Genomic DNA, 12,520 nt, shown 5'->3' with positions numbered 1-12,520 from the left:
CACTCTATCGCACCGTCCCGCCCCGCCGACAACCTGTTGCCGGGGCGGGCGGCGCAAGAAAGCGATGACTATTTGGGCAGAACCTTGCTCCCGGTGATGCGGATTTCCGCGGCTGCACCCGGTGCGTTGGTGCCTTGCTGCCCACCGCCGATCCACAAGGCATAGCGACCGGGCGTGACGCGCATCACGCCCTTTTGATCGGCGAAGGCGAGGTCGCGCGGATCGAGCGTGAAATGCACCTGCCGTGCCTCGCCGGGGGCGAGCCGCACGCGCTGGAAGCCCTTGAGCGACCGTTTTGGCAGATCGGGGCGACCGACGGGCCGGACGTAGAGCTGCGCCACCTCGTCACCGGCGACAGGGCCGGTGTTGCGGATCGTTACCGCCACCTCGGCGGGCTGGCCGGCACGGATCGTGGAGCGCACGCCGACGCCCGAATAGGCGAATCGGGTGTAGCTGAGCCCGTGGCCGAACGGATAATACGGCTGACCCTCGAAATAGCGGTAGGTGCGGTTCTTCATCGCATAATCGCCGAAGGCGGGAAGCTGGTCGAGTGAGGCGTAGAAGGTGACCGGCAAGCGTCCCGACGGGTTGACCGTCCCGGCCAGCACGTCGCCGATCGCCTGCCCCGCCGCCTCGCCGCCATACCAGGCCTGCACCACCGCCTTGGCCTGTGCCCCGGCCGCGCCATAGGTCAGCGCCGATCCGGACACGCCGACGATCGCCACCGGCTTGCCGGTCGCGACCAGCGCGTCGAGCAGGCGCTGCTGCACCGCCGGCAGCGCGATCGTGGTGCGGTCGCCGCCCTCGAAGCCGGGCGCGTTGACCTTCATCTCCTCGCCTTCCAATCCGGCGGTCAGCCCGACCATCGCGACGATCATGTCGGCGTCGCCCGCCGCCTTCACCGCCTCCTGCAACAAGGCATCGGGCTGCGGCTTCCACGTCAGCGTCAGCCCCGCTCCCAGCCGCGGCGAATGATGGGTGAAGGCAAGGCGGAACGTCCGCGGCTTGCCCGCCTCCATGCGGATCGGCGGCGTCGACAGGGGCACGCCGGTGAAGCATTTCGAGGTCGCGCGGACATCCGGCTGACCTTCGATGCTCAGCACATAGGTCTGTTGATCCTCCGACCAGTCGCAGCGCCGGTCGCCGATCTCGAAGACGTAATCGCCGCTGGCCGGAACGGTGAGCGTGCCGGCATATTCGGCGGAGAAGGCAGTCTTGTCGACGCCGGGCGCCGGGGCGATGCCGTTCCAGTCATTGTCGATCTCGCGCTCGGTACGCGTGGCGATCACCGGCCCTGCGAAGCCGGTGCCGTTCCAGAAGCGCGCGGTCACGCCTTGCGCGCCGAAGACGGTGCGCGGCACGGTGACCGCGACCTGCTCGATGAACGGTGCCCCTTGCGCGAACGTCACGCGCTCCGCGCCCAGCGCTGCCGCGATGCCGTCGACCGGCAGCGCCTGCCCCACGGCAGTGCCCTTGTAATTGCCGTTCAGCGCCTCGCGGCTCGCGGCGGCCGGGCCGACCACCAGCACGCGGCGCGCGGAGGCGGCGACCGGCAGCACGCCATCGTTCTTCAGCAGCACGATCGACTCGCGCGCCGCGCGCAACGCCACCTCGCGGTGCGCCGCGCTGTGGTTTTCGGCATAGGGGATCGAGGCGAAAGGCACCCGATCGGCCGGATCGAGCATCCCCAGCCGGATGCGTGCGGTCATCAGCCGCTTGACCGCGGTGTCGACGTCGCGCTCGGAGAGCAGCCCCTGTCGGACCGCATTGGGGATGGCGAGATATTCGTCGCGGAAGTTGCAGCCGGTGTCGGTACCGGCCTTGACCGAGACCGCGGATGCCCCCTCCCAATTCTTCTGGGTCTTATGCCCCGCGACGAAGTCGTCGATCGCGCCGCAGTCCGAGGTGATGAAGCCCTTGAAGCCCCAGGCGTCGCGGACATAGTCCTTGAGCAGCATCGTGCTGCCACACGCCGGGCTGCCGTTGATGGCGTTATAGGCGCACATCAACGAATAGGCGCCACCCTCGGTGATCGTGCGGCGGAAGGCGGGCAGGTACGTCTCGGTCAGGTCCTGCGGCGCGACATCGACGTTGAAGGTGTGGCGCAGCGGCTCGGGTCCGCTGTGGACAGCCAGATGCTTGGGCGTGGCGACCGTCAGGAAGTAGCGCGGATCGTCGCCCTGCAATCCTTCCACGAACGCCGTGCCGAGCGTGCCGGTCAGATACGGGTCCTCGCCCAGCGTCTCCTGCCCGCGCCCCCAGCGCGGATCGCGGAAGATGTTGATATTGGGCGACCAGATCGTCAGCCCGAAATAGCGGTCGACATTGCCCTCGCGCTGCGCCTGATTGTAACGCGCGCGCGCCTCGGTGCCGATCACGCGGCCCTCGGCCTTCAGCAAGTCCTTGTCCCAGGTCGCGGCCATGCCGATCGCCTGCGGGAAGACGGTCGCCTCGCCCGCGCGTGCGAGGCCGTGCAGCCCCTCGTTCCACCAGTCATAAGCGGGCAGGTCAAGCCGCGGGATCGCCGGGGCGGCGTTCTGCATTTGCCGCGCCTTCTCCTCCAGCGTCATGCGCGACACCAGATCCTCGGCGCGCTTCTCGACCGGCGCATCCGGGTCCTTGTAGACCTGCGCCATGGCCGTCGATGGCACGCCAAGCGCCACGCCGAGCAGCAGGGCGTTGCGAAAACGGAAGCAGCGGCTGATGAATGCCATGATCAAGTCCTTGATAGAGTGCAGGGATCAGGAAGCGTTCGTCGGGACGCCGACGTCCGCACGGTACGTCGCGAGAAAATCATGGTGCGCCGGGCCCGGCCCCGCGGCGATCACGCGGTTCTTCAAGGCGATCAGGCGCTGTACGTTGTCGAGCGAGGCATGGGCCGCGAAGGCGAGCGCCAGATAGCCCGCCTGGTTGAGCCGCCCGAGCGTTGCACCGTCGAGCGTCGCCAACCGCTCGCCGTCGATCGCCCAGCAATCGTCGATCACATAGCGCCGTCCGTCATCGACGGTGACATCGATGCGCACCGGGGTCAGCAAACCGGCGTCGTCGAAGGCGCGATACATCGCAGCGGCCAGTTCCGCTCCGGCGTGCAGGGTCGACAACGCCTCGCGAACGTGCGTCAGGTATGGCGCCTTGCTGCCGTGGGGCAGGAACAACGGCCGGCCCTCCGCGTCATCGACCCGGAGATCGGTCAGCGCGACGCGAATCGCCCAATCCTCCGAATCGTCGGCCGCAACGTCGATCGCGAACGGGCCGCGCCGCTGGACGGCCGGCACGTAGCGGCCTTCGGCCCAGCCGTCCCGGTCGAGGAACAGGTTCTCGTCGCGATCCAGTCCGAGGAGCACGACGGCGGTGAATTGCGTATCCGGCGCGAACCGGAACAGGATCGGGTAGTCGCGCTGTGCGGCGATGAACTCGGTCGGCACGACCAGCATCTGATTGACCGCGTCGCCGAACGCGGTGCCATGGCGGACTGCGATGCGCAGTCCGCCATGATCGACATGGTCGAGAAGAACCGTGCCGCCCATCGTTCAGAAGCGCGTCCGCACGCCGAGCAGGAAGCGTCGATCGAGTTCCTGCGCATAGGCCAGATTGCGGCTCGAGCGATTGTAGGTGCGGATGCTCTCCTCGGTGAGGTTGATCCCCTCCAGCGACACCGACCAGTTTGGCGAGATGTCGTAGCTGATGTTCATGTCCAACTGACCGAACGGTTCGACGAACAGGGGATTGCGATCGCCGCCCTGATTGGTCGCCTGCAGGAAACGGTCGCGCCAGTTGTAGGCCAGTCGCGCGGAGATACCGTGCTTGTCGTAGATCAGCGTCGCGTTGGCGGTGTCGCTCAGCCCCAGAAGCGCGAATTGGTCGACGCTGGGATTGGCGCCGACATCCACGCCCACGTCACCGCGGACATAGGTATAGGCCGCGGCCACACCGATGCCGGTGTCGCCGAAGAAGTGCTGGAACGCCGCTTCGAACCCGTGGATCTTGCCCTCGCGATTGTTGATCGGGCGCGTGACCGAGAATTGGTATAGCGGATCGCTGGCGTTGGCGATGATGTCGACGGCCTTCAGCGTGTCGTCGATGAACGACTGGGTCAGCGCGCCGTTGACGCGATTGGCCTGGAACTGCTGCGTCGCGGCGGCGATGTTCCCCGTCTGCTGCAACAGCGCGGTCATCGTGAACAGGTTCACGTCGCTGATGTCGGCGCCGATCCCCTGCAACGCGGCCTTGGCCGTGCCGGACCGGGTGCCCGCCGCGCCGCTGGCCGGGTCGCGCAGGCCGAACAGATTCTGGCTGGTCTGCCCCGTACCGACGAAGTTCTGGACGCGCTTGTCGAAGAAGCCGAACGAGATAAAGCTCGACGGCTTGTAATACCATTCCAGCGACAAATCGACGTTGTCGGAGATCAGCGGCGACAGATTGGCGTTGCCGGTCGATCCCGGCGCGAACCCGCCGACCGCCGTGGCGCGGCTCGGGATGCTGACCGAACTGGCGGAGAACAGGTTGCCGAAATCGGGGCGCGCGATGGTGCGGCTGAACGAGGCGCGACCGATCAGGTTCTTCGCCATCTCGATCTGGAAATCCATCGACGGCAGCAGGTTTTCGTAGCTGCCGGTCTGCGTCACCAGTTGCTTCTGGTTCGAGACGGTCAGGGTGAAGTCGTTGTCCGCCGTCCACATGATCGCCGCCGGCACCGCGACGACCGAAGAGGAGAAGACGTCGGTCTTCTCGTAACGCAGCCCGGCGACCAGGGTCGCGGGACGGTCGGCGAGATCCGCCTTCCACGTAAGCTGCGCATAAGCGGCGGTGATCTTCTCGCGCACGCGGTTATCCTGCTGCCCGGTCGAGAAGATGTTGTTGCCGCGCGCGGCATAGACCGGCGACATCGCGTTGATCAGCGCAGTGCCCGGCGCGCGGAACGCCACCAGCGACGCGCCCGACGCGCCCGCATCGAAGTGACGGAACTTGCACGTCAGGCAGAATTCCTCGAGCAGTCCCGGTGCGGTGCGCTCGATGTCGCCGGGATTGCTGACGCCCCAGTCGCCGAGCACCTGCTGGCTGAAGTTCGCGCGTTGCGTGAGCGTCTGGTTACGCAGGTCGCCGCCGACGTCGAGGCGGCTGCCGGCCTCGTCGAGCTGCCAGCCGAGATCGGCGCGGATCTCCTTGATCGACTGGCTTTGCGACGAACGGATGAAGCGCGACATCTGCGTGCCGACATCGCCAACGTCAAGCACGCCATTGCCGTTCCCGCGCAGCTTGTCGTTCAGCGTGATCGTCTGCACCGGGATATAGCCGGTGTAGGAGGCGGTCTGCGCCGCGACGACCGGCGCGGCGATCGTGGTGATATTCGAGCTGTTGCCGTTCGGGTTGTCGGGCAGGCTGTCCGCCTTGCCCCAGTGACCGTCGACCGACAGCGTCACGCGATCGGTCAGCTCCCACTTCATGTTGCCGCCGTAATCCTGCAGGCGGTTCTTCAGCGCGCGATCCTGCTGCGCGAAGCCGGCGTCCTTCACGCCCGCGATCGTCTCCTGCAGGAACTCGGTCGTGGCGACCACCGGGTTCTGGTCGAACGTCACCTGCGCGAATGGGCGGTTGAACCAATTGCCCTGGTTGGTGCGCACGTCGCGCTGGCGGTTCTGCGCGAACATCGCGTCGGCGGTGATCGTAACGGTTTCGATCGGCTTGAACTGGAGCGTCGCCGCGCCGTTGATCCGCTCGCGCTGCGCCTCGGAATAGAAGAAGCTGCTGTCGTTGGGCACCGCAACCAGCTGGCCGCCATTCGCCGGCGCGTTGGTGATCCTGGTCTGCGAATTGATGAAGCCATTACCGGGATCGCGGAACTGGTCGTAGCTGCGGATATTCCAGTAAGCGACCGTCGCGCCGCGAGTCGTGAAGTTGCGCTTCTGATAGCTGCCGAACAGCGAGATGCCGAATGTGCGGTCCTCGTTGGTCCAGCTGGTGAGGCCGGACACTTCCGGCGTCACCTTGGCGGCCTTGTCCAGCCGCAGGTCGGCGCTGGTGTCGTACAGCGCCTTCGCACCGATCGTCCCGCTGAAGCCGGTGTCGCGCGCCTCGATCGGGCGTCGGGTGATGACGTTGATCGCGGCGCCGATCCCGCCCGACGGCACGGCGGCGCGCCCGGTCTTGTAGACCTCCAGCGTGTTGACGCCTTCCGACGCGAGATTGGAGAAATCGAACGACCGGCTGGTGCCGGTGGCGAAGTCGGCGCCGTCACCCGCGCCGATCGCGCCGACGCTGGCGGAGGGCAGCGTGCGCCCGTTCAGCGTCACGAGGTTGAACCCGGGCCCGAAGCCACGAACCGTCACCTGCGATCCCTCGCCGTTGACGCGGTCGATCGAGACACCCGTGACGCGTTGCAGCGACTCGGCGAGGTTGGTGTCGGGGAATTTGCCGATGTCCTCGGCACTGATCGCGTCGACCACGCCGTTGGAATTGCGCTTGATGCTGATCGCGCGGTCAAGGCTGGCGCGCACGCCGGTGACGACGATGTCCTGCGCGGTATCAGCATCGGCATCGGCATCCGAGGCTGGCGCGACCGCGGTTTGCGCGCCGGTCCCGGCCCCGGCGGCGGTCTGCGCCACCGCACACGGCGCGGCGATGGCCACCGCAATCAACGACGTCGAGCAGGCAAACGCCTCCCACATGCGAACGCGCATCTTCGTGATCCCCTCCTGTCGACCGGCCCGTTCACCGATCTTTATTACCGGTAACAGTGATACCGGTAGCAGGCAAGAGTTGATTGTTGACCCAAGGCACACAAATCGCTGATGCGAATGAAATGGCCGGCAATTCTCGCAAACCGAAAAGCAACAGCGCCCGTCACCGCGGCGCGGCGACGATCGCGGACATCGCGCGCGAGGCCGGCGTCTCCAAGATGACGGTGTCGCGCGTGCTCAGCGCGCCGTTGACCGTGCGCGAGGAAACGCGCGAGCGGGTCGTGCGCATCATCGCCGAACTGCACTACACGCCGAACCGATCGGCGCGGATGCTGTCGGGCGCGCGTCAGCTCCGGTTCGGCTTGCTGCACAACAATCCGCGCAGCTCGTACATCATGGACTTCCTGATGGGTGCGATCGAGCAGGCGTCGCTGATGGACGTGCAATTGATCGCGCGGGGGTGCCGGCTGGGCGAGGATGATGCCGCGATGCTGAACAGCCTGATCGGCAGCGGCATCGACGCGATCATCCTCACGCCGCCGCTCTGCGATTCGCCGGTGTTGCTGGATCTGGTGCGCGGCTGCGATCTGCCAGGATTGCTGGTATCCACCGATGCGGGCGAGACGACCATCTCCTCGATCTTCATCGACGAAACCGCCGCGGCGCGCGAGATGACCGAACATCTGCTCGCCCTGGGGCATCGCCGCATCGGGTTCATCGCCGGTGAGCCCGCCCTCGCCGCCAGTCATGCGCGACAGGCCGGGTTCGTCGCCGCGCTCGACGCGGCCGGGGTCGCGCTGGATCCCGCCCTCGTCGCGCAGGGCGATTTCACCTATCGCACCGGGCTCGACGCCGCCGACCGGCTGCTGACGCTGCCGGAGCGCCCGACCGCGATCCTGGCGAGCAACGACGACATGGCCGCAGCGGCCGTCATGACCGCGCGGCGGCTCGGACTCGACGTCCCCGCGCAGCTCTCCGTATGCGGTTTCGACGATAGCTGGATCGCCACCGCCACCTACCCCGAGTTGACGACGATCCGCCAGCCGATCGCCGAAATGGCCACCCGCGGCGTCATGCTGCTCGCCGAACTCGCGCAGGTTCTTGACGACGGCGACCGGACGGCCAGACACGTGATGATGCCCCACGAACTGATCGTGCGGGGGTCCGCCACCAGCGTGCCCGAACCGGAGAGGCCCTAAATAGCAAATTGACGCTCGCAGGTGCAGCAATCAAATTGCGGGCGGGAGGGTCGAGTCCTGCGCATCGTGATCATTGACGATACCGGCCTTCGCGCAACCGTCCTCGAGGAGGGGCTGCGGGAGGCGGGCTATGACGACATCCACGTCGTGCCGCCGCGTGGCGCCTTCGTCGCGCGGCTGGAGCGGATGGCGCCGGACGTGGTGTTGATGGACCTGGGCGATCCCAGCCGCGACACGCTGGAGGAAATGCTGGTCGTCAGCCGCGCGCTCGCCCGGCCGATCGCGATGTTCGTCGACCGATCGGACGATACGATGATCGGCGCGGCGATCGACGCCGGCGTGTCGGCCTATGTCGTCGACGGGCTGCGCAAGGAGCGGGTCAAACCGATCATCGATCTCGCCATCCGCCGCTTCAACGCCTTCGCGCGGATGCAGGCGGCGCTCGACGAGGCGACCACTGCGCTTGCGGACCGCAAGACCATCGACAAGGCGAAAAGCATCCTGATGACCAGCCGGAACCTGTCGGAACCCGACGCCTATGCGCTGCTGCGCTCGACCGCGATGAACCAGAACCGGCGGATCGTCGATGTCGCGGAGGCGCTGATCACCGCGGCCGGGCTGCTGGGGGGCGGTGCATGACGCCGCTGGCGATCGCCTTTCTGCCGCTGACGGACAGCGCGGTGCTGGTCAGCGCGCGCGAAAAGGGTTTCGCCGCCGAACGCGGCATCGACCTGACGCTGGTGCGCACCACCTCCTGGGCGACGGTGCGCGACCGGCTGGTGTTCGGGCAGGTGCAGGCCGCGCACATGCTGGCACCGCTCGCGATCGCGGTGACGCTGGGGCTCAGCCAGCATCCGGCCGCGATCGCCGCGCCGTTCAAGCTCAACATCAACGGCAACATGCTGGTGATGGCCAGCGGGTTCGCCGCCGCGCTCGATCCCGACGTGGTCCGGCGCACCGCCGATCCGATCGGCAGCGCGCACGATTTCGCGGCGGCGATCGGACTGTATCATCGCAAGCCGGTGATCGGCGTGGTCCACCGCTTCTCCAGCCATGCGCTGATGCTGCGCTACTGGCTCGGCTATGCCGGGATCGACGCGGATCGCGACGTGACGCTGCGCGTGCTGCCGCCGTCGTTGATGGCCGAAGCGCTGCGCACCGGGGAGATCGACGGCTTCATCGCGGGCGAGCCCTATGGCAGCGTCGCGATCGCCGACGGCCTTGCGGAGGCGGTGGCGCTCGGCCCGTGCATCTGGCAGCGCGGCGTCGAAAAGGTGCTGGCAATGCGGCGCGACTGGATGGAGGCGAACGCCGACACCGTCGACCGGCTGCTTCAGGCGCTCACCGCCGCAGCCGCCTGGTGCGACGATCCCGCGAACCGCGAAGAGCTGGCCGAATTGCTCGCCCGCGACGCGTATGTCGGGCAACCGGCCGCGGCGCTGCTGCCGGCGTTGTCGGGTCGGCTGACCTTGCGCGCCGATCAGAGCGTGGTCGATGTCCCCGACGCGCTGCTGTTCCACCGCGAGGCGGCGGGCTTTCCGTGGCGCAGCCAGGCATTGTGGATCTATTCGCAACTGGTCCGCTGGAAGATGGTCGCCGCCAGCCCCGATCACGAACGCCAGGCCGCCGAGGTGTTCCGTTCCGACATCTATCGCCGCGCGCTGGTCGACATGGGCGAACCGATGCCGGGCGCCAGCCTGAAGCTGGAGGGCGCGGTGACGCAGCCGATGCCGGTCGGCGCGCATCGCGGCGCGTTGACGCTGGGTCCGGATCGCTTCTTCGACGGGGCGGTGTTCGATCCTGCCGACGTCGCGGGCTATTTGCGCAGCTATCGCATCGGCGGCGACCAGGGCTGACATTTTGCACTTGCGAAGAAACACGACTTCGGTCAGCTTTCGGTCCTGACTCGCGACGCAGCGGGTTCAGCCGGGATGCCGCGCCAGCGCGGGTGGGCACCCCCATCGATTTCGCCAGCAAAGCCGCTGACCGCCTTCCCGATCGGGAGAGGCGGCCGGTGGCGTTTGCCGTGCAAGGACAAACCCTTTTCCGATGGAGTTTTCCGATGGCCACCGCATATTGGGAGGATAATCCCGCCAAGCCCGCCACCGGCTTCTGGTCGAGCGGGCACACCCCGACACTGATCGCCGCCTTCCTGTATTTCGACCTCGCCTTCATGGTGTGGGTGCTGCTCGGGCCGCTGGCCCCGGACATCGCCAAGACGCTGGCGCTGACCCCGGCGCAGAAGGGGTTCATGGTCGCCACCCCGACGCTCGCGGGGGCGGTGCTGCGCGTCGTCAACGGCCTGCTGGTCGACCGGATCGGGCCGAAGCGGGCGGGCGCGATCAGCCAGATCATCGTCATCGCCGGGCTGCTGTCCGCCTGGGCGCTGGGCGTGAACAGCTTCGGCGGAACGGTGGCGCTCGGCGTGATCCTGGGCTTTGCCGGCGCCAGCTTCGCGATCGCACTGCCGCTCGCCAGCCGCTGGTACCCGCCCGAGCATCAGGGCAAGGCGATGGGCCTGGCGGGCATGGGCAATTCGGGCACCGTGCTGGCCGCGCTGTTCGCGCCGACACTTGCGAAAATGTTCGGCTGGAATGCGGTGCTCGGGCTCGCCTGCGTGCCGCTCGTCCTCGTCCTGATCGCCTATCTCGCCATGGCGAAGGACGCGCCGGGGCGGCCGGCGCCGAAGAGCCTGACCGAATATCTCCAGCCGCTGCGGCAGGCCGATGCCTGGTGGCTGATGGGCTTCTACGCCGTCACCTTCGGCGGCTTCGTCGGGCTCGCGGCGAGCCTGCCGATCTATTTCACCGAACGCTTCGGCCTGACGACCGTCACCGCCGGTTATTGCACCGCCGGCTGCGTCTTCGCCGGATCGCTGGTGCGGCCGATGGGCGGCGCGCTCGCCGATGCGATCGGCGGGGTCAAGGCGCTGACCGGCGTGTTCGTCGTCGCGGCGCTGGCGCTGGCGGGGGTCGGCATCGCCCCGACGCTGGAGGTCGCGCTGCTGTTCTTCGTCGTCGCGATGCTGGCGCTGGGCACCGGCAACGGTTCGGTCTTCCAGCTCGTGCCGCAGCGCTTCGCCGCGGAGATCGGGGTGATGACCGGGCTGGTCGGCATGGCCGGGGGGATCGGCGGCTTCTATCTCGCCTCCTCGCTCGGCCTCGCCAAGCAATGGACGGGCAGCTTTGCGCCCGGCTTCCTGATCTTCGCCGCGCTGGCGCTGGTCGCGCTGGGCGGGCTGACGCTGGTCAAGGCGACATGGCGACGGACCTGGGGCGCCGCGGCGGGCGTCCGCATCTGATCGTGCCGGGGCGGGCCGCGCGCGACGACGCCGCCCGCCCGTTTCTTCGGGGGACATCATGGAGAAGCTGATCGCAACGGCGGCCGCGCTGGCCGTCGCCGGGCCGGCGTGCGCCCAGACCGTCACGGTGTCGCCGCTGGTCGACGCGCGCACCCGCTACGAACATGCCGCGCAGGACGGGATCGCCGACGACGCCGACGCGCTGACCGTTCGGGTCCGCACCGGGGTCGAGGCCAAGGCGGGCGGTCTGTCGGCGCTGGTCGAGGGACAGGGCACGCTGGCGGTGGTCGACCGCTATTACGACGGATTGCACGGCGCGCAGACCCGCCCGCTGGTGGCCGATCCGCAGAATGTCGCGCTGTACCGCGCGCAGCTGCGCTACGCCGGCAAGGGTATCGCGCTCACCGCCGGGCGGCAGCGGATCGCGCTGGATGACGAGCGGTTCGTCGGCGCGATCGGCTTCCGCGACAACGGCCAGACGTTCGACGCCGTCCGCGCGGAGATCGCACCCTTGTCGCGGTTGAAGGTGGACCTCACCTATGCTTGGGCGCAGCGCACGATCTGGGGGATCGACGGACGCGGGGCGCGGCAAGCGGCGGTGTCCGGCGACAATGTGTTCGCGAACCTCGGCTATCGCACCCGGTTCGGCACGCTCACCGCCTTCGCCTATCTCGTCGATCAGGACGAGGCGGCGGTGCAGGCATTTCGCCTGTCGAGCCAGACCTATGGCGGGCGCTTCAGCGGCGGCTATGCCTTCTCACGAAAGACGAAGCTCAGCTACCAGTTGAGCTATGCACGGCAGCAGGATTGGCACCGCAATCCCAACCGTTACCGGGCCGATTATTATCTGGCCGACGCCGCGCTTGCGCTGTCCGCGCTGAACGTCGGCGGCGGTTTCGAGGTGCTGGGTGCCGATCGCGGCGCGGCGCTGACTTCGTTCCAGACGCCGCTCGCCACCGCCTTCAAGTTCCAGGGCTGGGCGGACAAGTTCCTGACCACGCCGCCCGATGGCGTGCGCGATCTGTACGGCAACATCGGCTACGGCGTGAAGACGGGATCGCGGCTGGGGACGATCGCGCTACAGGCCAGCTACCACCGGTTCGACAGCGACCGGCTCGCCCGCCACTATGGCGACGAACTCGATCTGCTCGCCTCCGCCAAGATCGGGCGCACCGCGCTGTCGATCCGCTACGCCGATTACCGGGCGGATCGGTTCGCCACCGACACCCGCAAATTGTGGCTGCAGGCCGACTGGACGCTGTGAAGATGCTGCGCCTGCGAGAAGGCTCTTGCAGGTCGCGGCGAATCACGGCATCTTCTCATTCGATCGGGCGACGAAGCCC

8 protein-coding genes are annotated in these 12,520 nt (G+C 67.7%); 5 read left to right on the top strand and 3 right to left on the bottom strand.

Features of this window, described 5'->3' with window-relative positions:
• Positions 1–68: 68 nt before the first annotated feature.
• The 3 genes from PGN16_RS16860 to PGN16_RS16850 are packed head-to-tail and all read right to left on the bottom strand — an operon-like array spanning position 69 to position 6,677.
• The gene (locus PGN16_RS16860) at positions 69–2,714 is read right to left on the bottom strand and encodes a glycoside hydrolase family 3 C-terminal domain-containing protein (RefSeq protein ID WP_335310531.1); all 2,646 of its coding nucleotides are present in this window, start codon (positions 2,712–2,714) and stop codon (positions 69–71) included.
• A gap of 27 nt (positions 2,715–2,741) precedes the next feature.
• Entirely contained in the window at positions 2,742–3,527 is a 786-nt protein-coding gene (locus PGN16_RS16855; RefSeq protein WP_335310530.1) for a SapC family protein, read from the bottom strand.
• Positions 3,528–3,530: 3 nt separating this feature from the next.
• Positions 3,531–6,677, bottom strand: a complete 3,147-nt coding sequence (locus PGN16_RS16850) for a TonB-dependent receptor (protein WP_335310529.1) — start codon at positions 6,675–6,677, stop codon at positions 3,531–3,533.
• A 122-nt stretch (positions 6,678–6,799) separates the two neighbouring features.
• Here PGN16_RS16850 and PGN16_RS16845 point away from each other — a divergent pair, with 122 nt between their 5' ends.
• From PGN16_RS16845 to PGN16_RS16825, 5 genes are all read left to right on the top strand, one after another.
• A complete protein-coding gene (locus tag PGN16_RS16845) occupies positions 6,800–7,876 on the top strand; it encodes a LacI family DNA-binding transcriptional regulator (RefSeq protein ID WP_335310528.1) in 1,077 nt (358 codons plus the stop codon).
• A gap of 57 nt (positions 7,877–7,933) precedes the next feature.
• Positions 7,934–8,515 (top strand): ANTAR domain-containing response regulator, encoded by a 582-nt coding sequence (locus PGN16_RS16840; RefSeq protein ID WP_333917267.1) that lies wholly within the window; start codon positions 7,934–7,936, stop codon positions 8,513–8,515.
• Entirely contained in the window at positions 8,512–9,732 is a 1,221-nt protein-coding gene (locus PGN16_RS16835) for a CmpA/NrtA family ABC transporter substrate-binding protein (RefSeq protein ID WP_335310527.1), read from the top strand. Before PGN16_RS16840 ends, PGN16_RS16835 begins: the two co-directional genes overlap by 4 nt.
• 206 nt (positions 9,733–9,938) lie before the next feature.
• Positions 9,939–11,177: a nitrate/nitrite transporter gene (locus PGN16_RS16830; RefSeq protein WP_335310526.1), complete on the top strand. Its 1,239-nt coding sequence runs from the start codon at positions 9,939–9,941 to the stop codon at positions 11,175–11,177.
• A 58-nt stretch (positions 11,178–11,235) separates the two neighbouring features.
• Positions 11,236–12,441 (top strand): alginate export family protein, encoded by a 1,206-nt coding sequence (locus tag PGN16_RS16825; RefSeq protein ID WP_335310525.1) that lies wholly within the window; start codon positions 11,236–11,238, stop codon positions 12,439–12,441.
• Positions 12,442–12,520 lie beyond the last annotated feature (79 nt).

The sequence above is a fragment of the Sphingomonas phyllosphaerae genome (assembly GCF_036946485.1).
In the GTDB taxonomy this organism is placed as follows: Bacteria; Pseudomonadota; Alphaproteobacteria; order Sphingomonadales; family Sphingomonadaceae; genus Sphingomonas; species Sphingomonas phyllosphaerae_E.
The sequence above is the reverse complement of the archived record's forward strand: the minus strand, read 5'-3'. Positions and strand labels throughout refer to the sequence as shown.